12 protein-coding genes are annotated in these 15,201 nt (G+C 72.2%); 7 read left to right on the top strand and 5 right to left on the bottom strand.

Going from position 1 to position 15,201, the window contains the following annotated elements; all coding sequences use genetic code 11:
- Nucleotides 1-14: 14 nt before the first annotated feature.
- On the bottom strand, nucleotides 15-2,156 hold the full coding sequence (locus EPO13_10930; protein TAK68606.1) for a S9 family peptidase: 2,142 nt from the start codon (nucleotides 2,154-2,156) through the stop codon (nucleotides 15-17).
- Between the two features lie 66 nt (nucleotides 2,157-2,222).
- On the opposite strand from EPO13_10930, the gene mshB reads away from it, so the two are divergent.
- From mshB to EPO13_10915, 3 genes are all read left to right on the top strand, one after another.
- Nucleotides 2,223-3,110, top strand: a complete 888-nt coding sequence (gene mshB / locus EPO13_10925) for an N-acetyl-1-D-myo-inositol-2-amino-2-deoxy-alpha-D-glucopyranoside deacetylase (GenBank protein TAK68605.1) — start codon at nucleotides 2,223-2,225, stop codon at nucleotides 3,108-3,110.
- Nucleotides 3,111-3,283: 173 nt separating this feature from the next.
- Nucleotides 3,284-5,272, top strand: a complete 1,989-nt coding sequence (locus EPO13_10920; GenBank protein ID TAK68604.1) for an AAA family ATPase — start codon at nucleotides 3,284-3,286, stop codon at nucleotides 5,270-5,272.
- A 103-nt stretch (nucleotides 5,273-5,375) separates the two neighbouring features.
- Nucleotides 5,376-7,193, top strand: coding sequence for a vanomycin resistance protein VanB (locus EPO13_10915; GenBank protein TAK68603.1), 1,818 nt, complete (start codon nucleotides 5,376-5,378; stop codon nucleotides 7,191-7,193).
- A gap of 31 nt (nucleotides 7,194-7,224) precedes the next feature.
- Here the strand turns inward: EPO13_10915 and EPO13_10910 are convergent, their stop codons facing one another.
- The 3 genes from EPO13_10910 to EPO13_10900 all read right to left on the bottom strand — a co-directional run bounded on the left by EPO13_10910 (nucleotide 7,225) and on the right by EPO13_10900 (nucleotide 10,024).
- Nucleotides 7,225-8,373, bottom strand: coding sequence for an MFS transporter (locus EPO13_10910; GenBank protein ID TAK68711.1), 1,149 nt, complete (start codon nucleotides 8,371-8,373; stop codon nucleotides 7,225-7,227).
- A 275-nt stretch (nucleotides 8,374-8,648) separates the two neighbouring features.
- Nucleotides 8,649-9,575: a hypothetical protein gene (locus tag EPO13_10905; protein TAK68602.1), complete on the bottom strand. Its 927-nt coding sequence runs from the start codon at nucleotides 9,573-9,575 to the stop codon at nucleotides 8,649-8,651.
- Nucleotides 9,458-10,024: a hypothetical protein gene (locus tag EPO13_10900; protein ID TAK68601.1), complete on the bottom strand. Its 567-nt coding sequence runs from the start codon at nucleotides 10,022-10,024 to the stop codon at nucleotides 9,458-9,460. Before EPO13_10900 ends, EPO13_10905 begins: the two co-directional genes overlap by 118 nt.
- A 222-nt stretch (nucleotides 10,025-10,246) precedes the next feature.
- Between EPO13_10900 and EPO13_10895 the strand changes: the two genes are divergently transcribed.
- The 3 genes from EPO13_10895 (at nucleotide 10,247) to EPO13_10885 (ending at nucleotide 13,081) form a co-directional block, all read left to right on the top strand.
- Complete coding sequence (locus EPO13_10895; protein ID TAK68600.1) at nucleotides 10,247-10,573, top strand: ferredoxin family protein; 327 nt, start codon at nucleotides 10,247-10,249, stop codon at nucleotides 10,571-10,573.
- 20 nt (nucleotides 10,574-10,593) lie between these two features.
- Nucleotides 10,594-11,670, top strand: coding sequence for a succinyldiaminopimelate transaminase (locus tag EPO13_10890; GenBank protein TAK68599.1), 1,077 nt, complete (start codon nucleotides 10,594-10,596; stop codon nucleotides 11,668-11,670).
- Nucleotides 11,671-11,797: 127 nt separating this feature from the next.
- Entirely contained in the window at nucleotides 11,798-13,081 is a 1,284-nt protein-coding gene (locus tag EPO13_10885; GenBank protein TAK68598.1) for a citrate synthase, read from the top strand.
- 53 nt (nucleotides 13,082-13,134) lie between these two features.
- Here EPO13_10885 and dapD read toward each other — a convergent pair whose 3' ends face one another.
- On the bottom strand, nucleotides 13,135-14,055 hold the full coding sequence (dapD, locus tag EPO13_10880; GenBank protein ID TAK68710.1) for a 2,3,4,5-tetrahydropyridine-2,6-dicarboxylate N-succinyltransferase: 921 nt from the start codon (nucleotides 14,053-14,055) through the stop codon (nucleotides 13,135-13,137).
- A gap of 66 nt (nucleotides 14,056-14,121) precedes the next feature.
- Between dapD and EPO13_10875 the strand changes: the two genes are divergently transcribed.
- On the top strand, nucleotides 14,122-15,177 hold the full coding sequence (locus EPO13_10875) for a succinyl-diaminopimelate desuccinylase (GenBank protein TAK68709.1): 1,056 nt from the start codon (nucleotides 14,122-14,124) through the stop codon (nucleotides 15,175-15,177).
- The last annotated feature ends 24 nt before the right edge of the window (nucleotides 15,178-15,201 follow it).

The raw sequence follows: 15,201 nt of genomic DNA, 5'->3' as shown, positions 1-15,201 counted from the left end.
GCCGTCGTGCCGGGTCAGCCGGCGGCCAGCTGCTGCCCGAAGAAGGCGATCTCCAAGCGCAGCAGGTTCTCCGCGACGACCTCCTGCGGGGTCATGTGGGTGACCCCGGACAGCGGCAACACGGAGTGCTCGCGGCCGGCGGCCAGCAACGCGGCGGACAGCTGAAGGGTATGTGCGGCAACGACGTTGTCGTCGGCGAGGCCGTGCACCAGCAACAACGGCCGCCGCAGTTGCGCGGCGATCGGCAGCAGCGACGTGCGTTCGTACGGCTCCGGGTCGTCCGCCGGATGTCCCAGGTACCGCTCGGTGTAGCAACTGTCGTACAGCCGCCAGTCGGTGACCGGCGCACCGGCGACCGCTGCGTGGAACCGGTCGGGCCGGCGCAGGACGGCCAGCGCGGCCAGGTAGCCGCCGAAGGACCAGCCGCGGATCCCCACCCGGTCTGGATCGACATCGTCGGGGTAGGACGCCAGCACGCTGTCGAGCGCCGCCACCTGATCGTCGAGCACCGGTGTCGCCAGATCCCGGTAGACCCCGCGTTCCCAGGCCGGCCCGCGTCCGGGCGTGCCGCGGCCGTCGGCGACGACGACCACGAAGCCCTGGTCGGCGATCCACTGCTCGGTACCGAACGACAGTCCCGAGGCCACCACCCGTTGCGCGTGCGGGCCGCCGTACGGCGACAGGATGGCCGGCAGCCGGCGGCTGCCGCGGGTATGGTCACGCGGGAACAGCACCGCCGTGCGCAGGGCGCGAGATCCACTGCGCACCAAGGTCACCGCGGGTGAGATGACCGGGGTCTCGGCGTAGCTGTCCAGGTCGCCGAGCGCCACGCCGTGACGCCGCACGGTCGTCGTCGTCGCGGTGGTGTCCAGCGTCGTCTGCGAGACCACGAGCACCGCCGCGCCGGCCCGGGCGGTACGCCATCCGGGGCCCTCGGTCAGCGGGGTGACCGTGCCGTCCCAGCCGACCCGGACGAGCTGGGTGTCGACCGGTTCGGTTGTCGCCGAGACGATCGCGGCGTCGTCGGTGCAGCCCAGCACCGCCCGGATCTGCAGCCCCGGTGGAGTCAGCGCGACACCGTCCAAGGTCAGCCGGCGGGTGTCGTTGCCGTTGTCGTCGGTGACGTCGAGCAGCCGTCCACCGGCAACCAGCTGCGGGACACCGGCAACCAGCTCCACCCAGCAGCGGTCGTGGCGTTCGGCGGCCGCTGTCGCGGTGGCGGTGCGCGGATCGATCCGGTAGGTGACGACGCGGCGCTGGTCGCGGCTCATCGCGGTCAGCAGCGGGTCGCCGTGCTCACCCCAATGCACCTCGACCAGGTACGGCAACTCCGCGACGTCCCACTCGATCTCCCGCCGGCCGCCATCCGAATCGAACAGCCACAGTGACACCTGCGGGTTGGTCGCCCCGGCTGCCGGGTAGCGATGTGCGGTGGCCGGCAGTTCCGGTCGCGCCGGATCGGCGATCCACCACGTCGCCACGGCCGACTCGTCGGTCAGCTGTACCAGCAGGTGCGACCCGTCCGGCGACCACCAGAAACCGCGGGTACGTCCCAGCTCCTCGGCGGCCAGGAAGTCCGCGAGCCCCCAGGTCTGGGTGGCGGTGTCCGGGCGGGCCAGTTCGCGCAGTTCCCCGGAGCGCAGGTCGGCCACATAGAGCCCGCGGTCGCTGACGAACGCGACCTGCTGCCCGGTCGGATCCGGGCGCGGATCGAGCACCGGTCCGGGCGCGGGCAGGGCGCGCGGCGGTTCGCCGGAGTCCAGATCCACGACCCACGGCACGCCGGACAGGGCGAAGGTGACCTGTCGTCCAGCACGGTCCACGGCGTACGTCGTGATCCCGGCGGCGACTTCGCGAACCCGTTCGCGCCGTGCCCGTTCGGCGGCCGGCAGCTGCTCGCCGTCGCCGGCCAGCAGCCGGGTCGGGTCGGCGACACAGCGCGGCGGCGGTAGCGGGCCGGTGGCCGGCACCTCGAGCGCCCACAGCCGATTCACCGGATCGGTGCCGTGCACACTGCGACAGAACAGGACACGGGACCCGTCGGCGGAGACCGTCACCGCGGTCGGGGCGCCCAGCCGGAACGAGCGGGTGCGGGCGCGCTGCCGCGGGTACGAGTCCGAGACGTCGCGGTGATGCGACGGTGCCGGTGCGGTCATGGCGGCATCTTCGCGGACTGGTCGGTCCAGCCGGGCGGGCCGGGCCGGCCGACGTACGCTCGCGACATGACCGCGCAGCGCCGGATCCTGTTCGTGCACGCCCATCCTGACGACGAGTGCATCGGGTCCGGCGTGACAATGGCGCGCTACGTCAGCGAGGGTGCGCATGTCGCGCTGGTCACCTGCACCTTGGGCGAGGAAGGCGAGGTCCTCGTCCCGGAGCTGGCTCATCTCGCGTCCTCGCAGCGCGACGAACTCGGGCCGCACCGGGCCGGTGAACTGGCCGCGTCGATGGCGATTCTGGGGATCACCGATTGGCAGCTGCTGGGTGCCCCCGGTCGCTACCGCGACTCCGGCATGATGGGCACCGCCAGCAACGATCATCCGGACTCGTTCTGGCGCAGTGACATCCTGGCGGCGGCGTCGGACCTCGTCGAGGTTCTGCGGTCGTTGCGGCCGCAGGTGGTCGTCACCTACGACGACTACGGCGCGTACGGGCATCCCGACCACATCCAGGCCCACCGGGTCACCACGTACGCCGTTGCGCTGGCTGCCGCGCCGTCGTTCCGGCCGGACCTGGGCGCTGCCTGGGACGTGCCGAAGGTGTACTGGACGGCGATTCCCCGCAGCCGGCTGCGGGAGAGCGTCGTACGGGCGCGGGAACTCGGCCTCGGTGGCTGGTTCAGCGAGATGGATCCGGACGACCTGCCGCTGGGGTGCGACGACGACGCGGTCACCTCGGCCATCGTGGCGCCCGAGCATGTCGAGGCGAAGATGGCGGCGCTGGCCGCCCATGCGACGCAGGTGACCGCCGACGACGTGTTCTTCCTGATGTACGAGCGGATCGGGCCGCAGACCATGTCGACGGAGTACTTCCGGCTGGTGCGCGGGACGGCGGCCGGCGAGCGTGACGAGCGAGGCCACGAGACCGATCTGTTCGCCGGAGTCGCGTAGGAGCGGTGGTCGCCGAGCGTCACAGGCGAACGACGCTGCGCGACAACGGCCCCCCGCGGCAGTGAATACCGCGCCGGGAGGTCCCCGTCACGGCGCTGCTGCCGACAGGATGGCTCCGCCGCGTGCTGCGGCGACGTCACCGCATGGCTGGTGGCGCGGAGGCGGGAGGGCCCATGGCCGTGGACAACCACAGCGCGGCGCTGCTGGACGACGTCGGCGTCGGACGTATCGGCGCGGGGGCCGGCGACGTCGGGGCGACCCGCGAGCGCCGCCGCCGCGGCCGGTTGCTGCGGCTGGCGGCGATCCTGCTGGTTCCGGCGGTATACCTGTGGATCCGGGTCGGCGCCGGTGACCCGCTGGACATCACCAACCTCACGTGGCCCACGCTCGATCCGCTCGTGCTCGCGCCGCTGCTGTTCTTCGTCGTGCTGATCGGGCTGCTGGTGGCCACGACGGTCGGCGCCGGTCGTTCGCCGCACGTCGCCTTCCGTCCCGACCAGATCACCACGACCCTCGACGACGTCGTCGGCATCGACCCGGTCAAGGACGAGGTGATCCGTTCCCTCAATCTGTTCCTGGCGCACAAGGCATTCGCCACGCACATGGGCGGCACGCCTCGCCGCGGCATCCTGTTCGAAGGGCCCCCTGGGACCGGCAAGACCCACCTCGCCAAGGCGATGGCACGCGAGGCCGGCGTGCCGTTCCTGTTCGTCTCCGGCACGTCCTTCCAGTCGATGTACTACGGCGCGACCGCCCGCAAGATCCGGTCCTACTTCAAGGCGCTGCGCAAGGCAGCGCGGCAAGAGGGCGGAGCCATCGGGTTCATCGAGGAGATCGACGCGATCGCGGCCACCCGCGGCGGGATGCCGGCGACGGCGTACGCCGATCCGAACGCGGCGCACCGGTCGGCCGTGGCGCTGCACTGCGGTGGTCTGACGGGCCTGCCGGCGTCGTACGCCGCTGCGTCCGGCAACACGGTCGTCAACCGGGTCGTCAGCGAGGGCGTGGGCGGGGTGGTCAACGAACTACTGGTGCAGATGCAGTCGTTCGACCAGCCGACCGGCGCGCAACGCTTCCGTGGCTGGCTCACCGACCAGGCCAACCTCTTCCTGCCGGCGCACCGGCAGCTCGCGCGTCCGGCGTCCGTGCCGACGAACGTGCTGCTCATCGCCGCGACCAACCGCGCGGACTCGCTGGACCCGGCGCTGCTGCGGCCGGGCCGGTTCGACCGGCGGCTGAGCTTCGACGCGCCGACCAAGGCCGGCCGCCGGGCGTTGATCGACCACTTCCTGGCCCGCAAAGCCCACGAACCGGAGCTGGATTCCGGCGACGTACGCGACCAGGTCGCCGCGGTGACCCAGGCCTACACCCCGGTGATGATCGAACACCTGCTGGACGAGGCGCTGGTCCATGCGCTGCGCGACGGCAGGACGGCGATGTCGCGGGTCGACATCGAGCGCGCCCGCCTGGTCGAGGAGGTCGGCATCGGGCAGCCGGTGGCCTACACCGACCACGAGGCGCGGCTGATCGCCACACACGAGGCCGGCCACGCGACGGTCGCCCATCTGGTCGCGCCGCACCGCCGGCTCGAGGTGCTGACCATCATCAAACGCCGCGACGCGCTGGGCATGCTCGCGCACGGCGACGTCGAGGACGTCTACACCCGCTCGCGTGCCGAGCTCGAGGGCCTGATCAAGATCGCGATGGGCGGCCAGGTCGCCGAGGAGCTGTTCTTCGGTGACATCTCGACCGGGCCGGCCGGCGACCTGCTGTATGCGACGAACGTGGCCGCGCAGATGGTCGGCGCCGCCGGGATGACCGACACCCTGGTCAGCTACTCCGCGGTCCAGAACAGCGGGCTGTCCGACACGAACCTCGTCGGCCGGGTGCTGGCCGACGCCGCCGGCCGGGACCGCGTCGAGCGGTTGCTGCAGGAACAACGGACTGCCGTCCGCATGCTGCTGAGCGAGAACCGGTCTGTCGTCGCGGCCCTGCGCGACGCCCTGCTCGAACGGCACGAACTGATCGGCTCGGAGATCACCGACATCCTGACCGCGGCCACGGGCGCGGTCGCCGAGCGTGCCGCCCCGCAGGCGGTGGACCTGCGCGACTCCGCGCCGCGGGCCGCGACGGGAGGCCGCGACGCCGACGCCGCCGGATGACCGGTGCGTCCGCTGCGGGCCCGTACCATGGGCACGCCGCGGGGGAGGACTGAGGGCCCGCCGCGGTCGCCCTGCTTCCCCGCATCGATAGGACGACGCCTGCGTGAGCCTGCCCGCCGCCCCGCCGTCGTCGCAGCAGTCCGACCTGCCCCGCCGCGACCGTCGCCGTACCGTCCTCGTCGTCGCCGGGGCGGTCGTGGCCGGCCTGGCGGCGCTCTACCTGGTGGCCGTCGCCCTGTCCTCGTCCGGCGTACCGCGGGGGACGAGCGTGCTCGGGGTCGACATCGGCGGCCAGAGCCGGGAGCAGGCGATCGCCACGCTCACCTCGACCGTGGGAGCCACCGCGGCGCGGCCGATCACGGTGGATGCCGCGGACACCAGCCTCGACCTCTCGCCCGGCGATGCCGGTCTCACCTTCGATGCCGCGGCGACCGTCGACGCCTCCGCGGATTCCCGGTGGAACCCGTGGAGCCTGGCCCGCCACCTGCTCGGCACCGTGTCCGTCGACCCGGTCGTCGTCACCGACGACGCGGCGTTGCGGACCCAGATCGACCAGGTCGCCGACGGGGTGGACGTGAAGCCGGTCGAGCCGACCCTGGCGGTCACCGGCGCCACGCCGAAGCTGACCAAGGGCAAGCCCGGCCGGGCGCTCGACCGCGACGCCGCGGCAGCCGCGGTACGCCGTGCCTTCCTGGCCAGCCGGTCGGGGCCGGTGAGGCTCCCGGTCACCGACCTGGCACCGGCGGTGTCCGCGACCGCGGCGCAGCAGGTGGTCGAGCAGGTGGCGCGGCCCGCCCTGGCGGCTCCGGTCACGGTGCGGGCCGATACCGCGACGGCGACCCTGAGCCCGGCGCAGCTTGCCGCCGCGTTGTCGTTCGTGGTCCGCGACGGTGCGCTGGTTCCCGAACTCGACGGCTCGGCGCTGCACGCCGCGATCGCCGGGGACCTCGCCGGCGTGGAGACCGGTGGCAACGAGGCGACCTTCACCATCGTGAAGGGCAAACCGCAGGTCGTGCCGTCCAAGGTCGGCAAGGGGGTCGCCGACGCCGACCTCGCCGCGGCGGTGCTGACCGTGCTGCCGCAGCCGGCACCGAGGACCGCGACGGTGGCCGTGACCACTCGTGAACCCGCGCTGTCCACCGAGGTCGCGAAGACCTTGGGGGTCAAGGAGAAGCTGTCGAGCTTCACCCAGAACTTCCCGTACGCCGCCTACCGGGTGAAGAACATCGGGCAGGCCGCGCAGTACATGGACGGCACCCTGGTCATGCCCGGCGCGGTCTACTCGATGAACGACACGATCAAGGAACGCACCGTCGCCAACGGATACACCGAGGGCTTCGTGATCGGCGAGGGCGGCATCTTCCGGGAGGACCTCGGTGGCGGGGTATCCACCGCGACGACCGCCAACTGGACCGCGGCGTTCTACGCCGGTATGGAACGGGTCAACGTGCAGGCGCACTCGATCTGGATCTCTCGCTACCGCCCCGGCCTGGAGGCGACGGTGGCGTGGGGCAGCTTCGACATGCAGTGGCGCAACAACTCCCCGACCGCCGTGTTCATCCAGGCGTCGATCACCAACACGTCGGTGACCGTGACGTTGTGGGGGACGAAGTCCTACGACCGCATCGAGGCGGTGTCGGGACCGCGGACCTCTGTCGTGCCGTTCAAGAAGGTGTACAGCCAGGCCCCGGACTGCATGGCGCAGGGCGGTGTCGAGGGTTTCACCATCGTCGTCGACCGGGTGTTCGTGCGCGGCGGTGCGGTGGTTCAGCGCGAGCCGATCACGACCAAGTACGCACCCTCGCCGACGGTGATCTGCGGGGAGAAGCCGGACAAGAACGCCCCGCCGGATCCGACGGCGTCGCCGAGTCCCGGCGCGACCGGCGTTACCCCGGTGCCGGCACCGTCGCCGTCGGCGTAGCAACGCCGTGGCCGGCCGGCGGCCACCTCGGTCAGGCGTGTTGTTCGTATCCGGGCACGACCCCGACGGCCAACGCGGGGAACAGCGCGACGGTGGCGAAGGCCAGCGGATATCCCAGGACGCCGATCGCCGCCCCGACGAGCGGGCCGACCGCGGTGGCCGCGACGGCTTGCCCGGTGTTCTGGATGCCCAAAGCCCGACCGGCCCAGGCCGGGCCGGCCGCTTCGGCCACGGCAGTGAAGGCGAGGCCGTTGCCGGCGACCGTCGCGGTCGCCGCTACGACGAGGGCCACGCCGGCCAGCCGTCCGCCGGTGGCGTCGACAATGGCCAGCGCCAGCATCACCACGCTGGCGGCGGCAGTCGTCCAGCGGAGGAGCCGCACCCGGCTGCCGATCCGATCGCTGATCGCACCGATCGCGATGCGGCCGGCGGCTCCGACCACCTGGGACGCCGCGATGACCAGACCCGCTGCCACCGGCTCCCAGCCGATGCCGCTGATCAACCAGACCAGACCGAACGTCGAGACCGTGAATTGCGAGAAGACCAGCAGGACCGAGGCGGTGTGGACGCGTAGCAGGAATCGGTTGGCGCGGTAAGGATTCGGCTGGGCGACCGAACCATCGGCGGCCGCCGCCCTGGGTGGGTCGACCAGGCCGAGCCCGCAGACCACCGCGACGCCGGCCGCGATCGCGGCGGTCAGCAGCAAGGCGGCGGCGACGCCGTTGCGGGAGGCGAGGCCGGGAATGGTCACCGCGGCCAGCGCGGTGCCGAGCAACGGGGCCACCTGCCGGATACCCATGGCGAGGCCGCGGCGGTCCCGAGGAAACCAGCCGATGACCACGCGCCCGCTCGCTGCATTGCTGCTGGCGGCGGCCATCCCGCACAACAGGAAGGCCAGGCCGAGGGCGACGACGCCGATGTTCGCTGCCGCCGCTGCCGTGGCAGCGACGACGGCGGTGAGGACGAGGCCGCCGGTGATGACCCCGCGTTCCCCGACCCGGTCGGTGAGGGCGCCCCAGGCGACCAGCGTGGTCACCATGCCGAGCGTCGGCGTGCTGGCAAGCAGGCCGGCCGCCGCCAGGCTGAGCCCGGACTCGATGTGCAGCGTCGGAATCAGGAACGCCGGTGCCATGACGACGACGGTCCCGGCGGTCTGGGCCGCCATGCCGAGCGCGAGCATGCACCAGGCGCGGCGGCCACCCAGGACGGCCGTCGTCCCGGGGTTGCGACGTCCCCAGCCGACCGGAGTCCCCACGTGAGGACCATGCCACGGTTGTCCGGATGGCAGAAAGGCCGTCCCGTATGACGGAACAACTCAGTCCAGCCTGACGGATGACGATGGGCACTTCTGTGCATTCGGCCGACGGAACTGAGCTGTAGCGGCGGGCTTCCGGCACGCTCGCCCAACCGAGCCGCGCAGCCCGTTGAGCCGCGCTGCCTGTTGAGCCGCGCTGGCTAGTTGAGCCGGGCGTGGGCCTCCCGCGCGATCCGTCGTACGCGTTCAGCCTCCAGCGGCCAGCGATCGGCCACTACCTCGGCGTAGGCGTGCAGTTCGGCGGCGCCTTCTGCCCACCGGCCGAGCGTCACCAGCGTCTCGCCGCGACGGCCGCGCACGGCCAGGTCGTGGTGGGGCAGCAGCAGCGTGAGATCCAAGGCCCATAGCCGGGTGCGCACCCGGTCGGGTGTGGCAGCCCACGCGACGATATTCCCCAGTACGCGCGCCACCGTGGCGACCGGATCGTGCGGCCGCAGGTGGTGCGCGCGCAGCGTCACGCCCGCCTCGTCGGCGTACCGGCGGGCCCGGTCGTACGGCAGCAACCGGCCACCGTCGAACGGGTCGACCAGCACCCGGTCGGCATCTGGGTCGCCGACGCCGACGACGAAATGGCCGGGCAGGCCGACGCCGTACGCCGCGATGCCCGCGCGCCGCGCCACCTCGGTCCAGACCGTCGACAGCAGGATCGGCAGCCCCCGGCGGGACTCCAGCACCGCCGGCAGCAGCGAGGCGTCCAGGCGCTGGTAGTCCAGCGCCGACCCGCCGAACGAGCCGAGCACGGCGCGCAGCCGTTCGTCGGGCCGGCCTGCCTCGGGTACCGCGGCTGCCAGCTCGTCGAGGGCGGCCCGGCCGCGTTCGAGCCAGGAGTGCAGCCCGGGCTCGTCCAGCGGCTCCGGGTGTGTCTCGGCGGCCAACAGCAGCAGGGCTTCGTCGAGGTGATCCGGCTGGCGCCGTACCGCTTCGGCGAAGCGGGCCCGTGACAGCGCGCTCACCGCGGCAGGCCCGCCACCGGCCGCGCGCGATGCTCGACCTCGTGGTGGGGGGTCAGCCCGGCGTCGCGGGCCCGCGCGATCGCCGCGTGGTCGGCCAGCGCGGCTGTCGACCATTCCCACCGGTCGCCGCGCCGGCCGACCAGGACGAGCGAGCGCTGCTGCACCAGCCAGCCGCGTGCCGCCAGGTCCGCCTCCCGCAGGGTCGGCGAGACCAGTTGCAGCACAGGCGGTAGGTCCCGGCTGTCGTAGAAGGCGTCGACCCGGTCGAGCGCGTCGTCCAGCGGGACACCGGGGTCCCCATCGGCCCGCGCGGAACAGGCCCACAGGTCACCGGCCGCCGCCGACTCGACCGCAGCGCGCAGTACCCAGTCGCCGAGGGTTTCCCGCACGGCGCGGTGGGGCGCGGCATCGATGGCGGCCTGCACCTGCAGCGCGCTGCGCTCGGGCGCGACGACGCGGGCAGCCACGAGATCGGCCGTGCTGATCCGTGCCCGGGTCCCGGTGCGGCGGCGGATGACGAGGTCTCCGGTTGTCGCCGACCACGATTCGAGTTCGCCGACCACGTCGGTCAGTGTCGGCCTGCCGGGTTCACACCGATGCCGCACTGTCACGCGGCGGCCGACGTCGGCCGGGCAGATGCGGACAGCAAGGACGGCCACCGGCCCCCGACTCGTCCGCTCCACAGGTGCACCCCTTGTGGTCTGGCCGGCTCGCTGTCGCGATACTAGGCGCCGACCGGTCGGGGGAGCCGCCGCCGGGGTCGGGTGTGATGTGGGAGGAGCCAGGTGACGTACGTCATCGCGCAGCCGTGTGTCGACCTCAAGGACAAGGCCTGTATCGAGGAGTGCCCGGTCGACTGCATCTACGAGGGCGCTCGGATGCTGTACATCCATCCCGACGAGTGCGTGGACTGCGGCGCGTGCGAGCCGGTGTGCCCGGTCGAGGCGATCTTCTACGAGGACGACGTCCCGGAGCAGTGGCGTGACTACACCGCGGCCAACGCGGAGTTCTTCAACGAGTTGGGTTCGCCGGGCGGTGCCAGCAAGCTCGGTCTGATCGACAGCGACGCGGCCCTGCTGGAAAGCGTCCCCCCGCAGGAGCACGAGCACTGACCTCGCCGCTCACCAGGGCGCTGCCGGCCTTCCCCTGGGATTCCCTCGCCGCAGCGACCGCGATCGCGCAGGCTCACCCGGACGGCATCGTCGACCTGTCCGTCGGTACGCCGGTCGACCCGACGCCGACGGTCGTGCAGGAAGCGCTGCGCGGTGCTGCGGATTCGCCGGGCTACCCCGCGACGCATGGCACGCCGGCGCTGCGGGCCGCCGCCGCCGACTGGCTGCGCCGGGCGCTCGGGGTGACCGTGGACCCGACCGCGGTGCTGCCGGTGATCGGGACGAAGGAACTCGTCGGCTGGCTGCCCACGCTGCTGGGCCTGGGCCGCGGGGACGCGGTCGCCTTTCCCGCCCTGGCCTACCCGACGTACGACGTGGGTGCCCGGGTCGCCGGGGCCACGCCGGTGCCGGTGGCCGACGGCGAGGTGCCCACGGCGGCCGGCGTACGGCTGGTCTGGGTGAACTCCCCGGCCAACCCGACCGGCCGGGTCGCCTCGGCGGCCGAGCTGGGCCGGCTCGTCGCGTGGGCCCGCTCGGTCGGGGCGGTCGTGGTCAGCGACGAGTGCTACGTCGAACTCGGCTGGGACGCCACGCCGGTCTCGGTGCTGAACCCCGAGGTGTGCCAGGGCTCGCACGCCGGCCTGCTGGCCGTGCATTCGCTGTCCAAGCGCAGCAATCTGGCCGGCTACCGAGCCGGCTTCGTCACCGGCGACCCGGCCGTGGTCGCCGACCTGCTCGAGGTGCGAAAGCACCTCGGCATGATCGTGCCGGGCCCGGTGCAGGCGGCCGCGGCGGCAGCGTTGCGCGACGACGAGCACGTCGAGGTCCAGCGTGGCCGGTACCGGCAGCGCCGGCAGCAGCTGCTGGACGCGCTGCGCGGGGCGGGTTTCCGCATCGATCACAGCGCGGCCGGGCTGTACCTGTGGGCGACGCGGGGTGAGCCCTGCCGGGACACCGTGGCCTGGCTGGCGCGCCGCGGCATCCTCGTCGCGCCGGGCGACTTCTACGGCGCGGGCGGTAGCAGTCATGTCCGGGTGGCCCTGACGGCCACCGACGAGCGGGTCGCCGCCGCGGCGGGGCGGCTGCGGGCCGGGTGAGGTGCTTCACCGGGCGCTGCTGGTGGCGTGATCGCCGCCCCCGGCGGTCAGCGGGCAATCGGCGTCGCTAGCGTTGCCACACCACCGTCACACCGCACCGGCCACGAGCCGAGGAGAGGGAGCGTCCGTGCCCGAGGTATCCCTGCAGCACCCCGGCGGCTCGTTGGATCTCGCAGAGGTTCCCGCGACTGTCGGCGACCCGGGGCTCGACGTGTCGAGCCTGCTCAAGGTGACCGGCCACGTGGCGTTGGATACCGGTTTCCTCAACACCGCGTCCTGCAAGTCCGCCATCACTTTCATCGACGGCGACAAGGGGATCCTGCGCTACCGCGGGTACCCGATCGAGCAGTTGGCGAAGGGTTCGACGTTCCTGGAGACGGCGTACCTGTTGATCTACGGCGCGCTGCCGACCGAGGCGGAGCTGGCCTCGTTCACCGAGTCGATCACCCGGCACACCATGCTGCACGAGGAACTCAAGCAGTTCTTCGATGGTTTCCCCCGCGACGCGCACCCGATGCCGGTGCTGTCCAGCGCGGTCAGTGCGCTGTCGACCTTCTACCAGGACTCGCTGGACCCGTTCGACCCGGCGCAGGTGGAGATCTCGACGATCCGCCTGCTGGCCAAGGTGCCGACGATCGCCGCCTACGCGTACAAGAAGTCGGTCGGCCAGCCGTACCTCTACCCGGACAACTCACTCGGCTTCGCCGAGAACTTCCTGCGGATGACCTTCGGCGTCCCCGCCGAGCCGTACGAGCTCGACCCGGTCGTGGTCGACGCGCTCGACCAGTTGTTCATCCTGCACGCCGACCACGAACAGAACTGTTCGACCTCGACGGTCCGCCTCGTCGGCTCGTCGCATGCGAACCTGTTCGCCTCGGTCTCGGCCGGCATCAACGCCCTTTTCGGGCCGCTGCACGGTGGGGCGAACCAGGCCGTCCTGGAGATGCTGGAGACGATTCACGCGTCCGGCGGCGGGGTCAACACGTTCATCCGGCAGGTCAAGGATCGCGAAGAAGGCGTGAAGCTCATGGGCTTCGGCCACCGCGTCTACAAGAACTACGACCCGCGCGCGGCAATCGTGAAGCAGAGCGCCCACGACGTGTTCGAGAAGCTGTCGGTGAACGACCCGCTGCTGGACATCGCGCTACGGCTGGAAGAGGTCGCGCTCGCCGACGACTTCTTCATCTCCCGGCAGCTGTACCCCAACGTCGACTTCTACACCGGCCTGATCTACAAGGCGCTGGGCTTCCCCACCCGGATGTTCACGGTGTTGTTCGCGCTCGGCCGGCTGCCGGGGTGGATCGCGCAGTGGCGGGAGATGATCGAGGACCCGACCACGAAGATCGGTCGGCCGCGGCAGGTCTACACCGGTGAGCCCGAGCGCGACTACGTGCCGCTGGCGCAGCGCTAGGCCGTACGCCGGCGCCACTGCCGCTGACCGTACGCCGGCCTCCCGGCGTACGGTCAGGCGTTGGCGTGCAGGTCCGCGTTCAACCCCGACCACACCTGACCGGCCGGAACCGCTTGCAGCGCACCGGTGACCGAGTGGCGGCGGAACAGCACGCCGTCGCGGCCGGACAGCTGGCTGGCCTTGACCACCGTGCCGTCGGGAAGCGTGAGTTTCGCGCCGGCGGTGATGTAGCACCCGGCTTCGACCACGCAATCGTCGCCCAGCGAGATGCCGATGCCGGCGTTCGCGCCGACCAGGCACCGCTGGCCGATCGTGACCACCTCTGTCCCGCCGCCGGACAGCGTGCCCATGATCGATGCGCCGCCGCCGATGTCGCTGCCGTCCCCGACGACCACGCCCGCGGAGATCCGGCCTTCGACCATCGACGATCCGAGGGTGCCGGCGTTGTAGTTGACGAAGCCCTCGTGCATGACGGTGGTGCCGGCAGCCAGGTGGGCGCCGAGCCGCACCCGGTCGGCGTCGGCCACCCGGACACCGGTCGGTACGACGTAGTCCAGCATGCGCGGGAACTTGTCCACGCTGAGCACGGTGAGCGGCCGGCCCTTCGTGCGGGCCCGGATCCGTACGTCGTCGAGGCGGTCCAGCGCGACCGGGCCCAGCGACGTCCACGCGACGTTCGCCAGCAGGCCGAACACCCCGGCCAGGCTGATCGTGCGCGGCCGGACCAGCCGGTGGGAGAGCAGATGCAGCCGGAGGTAGACGTCGGCCGCATCGACCGGATCGGCCTGCAGGTCGGCGATCGTGGTGGTCACGGTCTGCACCCGGACGCCGCGGATCGGGTCGCTGTCGATGGCCGAGGCGATGTCGGCGACGTCGACCGGCTCGCTGCCCAATGACGGCGCCGGGTACCAGACGTCCAGCAACTGGTCGTCGCAGAAGGTCGCGAGACCCAACCCGCTGGCAGGGCCGGTCACCGGGGTCAGGGCAGCAGGAGTCGCGGCAGTCACCCGGCCTACTGTAGGGACGTGCCCGGAGCAGCAGTGATCGACATCTCCGGCGACGTGGTGGCCCTGACAGCCGCCCTGGTGGACATCCCGAGCGAATCCGGGCAGGAGGCGGTGCTGGCCGACGCGGTGGCGGCCGCGCTGCGGGAACTGCCGCATCTGACGGTCCGGCGCGACGGCAACGCGGTGGTGGCCAGCACCGACCTGGGCCGCCCGCAACGGGTGGTCCTCGGTGGCCACCTGGACACCGTCCCTGCAGCCGGCAACCTGCCGCACCGCGTCGAGGCGGGCGAGCTGGCGGGCCTGGGTTCCTGCGACATGAAGGGTGGCGTCGCCGTTGCGTTGCGGTGCGCCCACGAACTGCGGACCCCGGCGCGTGACGTGACGTACGTCTTCTACGACTGCGAAGAGGTCGCGGCGGACCGCAATGGCCTGCGGCGGCTGGCCACGCACCAACCGCAGTGGCTGGCTGCGGACTTCGCCATCCTGCTGGAACCGAGCGACGCCCGGGTCGAAGCCGGCTGCCAGGGGACGCTGCGCGCCCAGGTCACGACACGCGGCAAGCGCGCGCACAGCGCTCGTTCCTGGTTGGGGGAGAACGCGATCCACGCGGCCGGTGACGTGCTGCGCCGGCTGGCGGAGTACCAGCCGGCGCGGGTGATGATCGACGGCCTGGAGTACCGGGAGGGTCTCAACGCGGTGGGTATCCGCGGCGGGGTCGCCGGCAACGTGGTCCCGGACGAGGCTGTGGTGACGGTGAACTACCGCTTCGTACCCTCCCGGCCGGCTGGCTGGGCCGCCGATCACGTCCGCGACGTCTTCGCCGGATACGACGTCGAAGTGGTCGACCTGGCCGGTGGGGCGCTGCCCGGCCTCAGCGACCCCACGGTCGCGGATTTCGTCGCCGCGGTGGGATCGCCGCCGAGCGCGAAGCTGGGCTGGACCGACGTCGCGCTGTTCGCCGAGTTGGGCGTGCCGGCGGTGAACTACGGGCCGGGCGACCCGGCGCTGGCGCACGCCGCCGACGAGCGGGTCGCTATCGCGCAGCTGCGCGAATGTGAGCAGCGGCTGCTCGGCTGGCTCGCCGGCTGACGGCCGCAGCCGACTGCGGGCGAG

The organism is Actinomycetota bacterium (assembly GCA_004297305.1).
Lineage (GTDB): Bacteria > Actinomycetota > Actinomycetes > S36-B12 > FW305-bin1 > FW305-bin1.
This window is presented reverse-complemented; position numbering and strand designations above follow the sequence as displayed.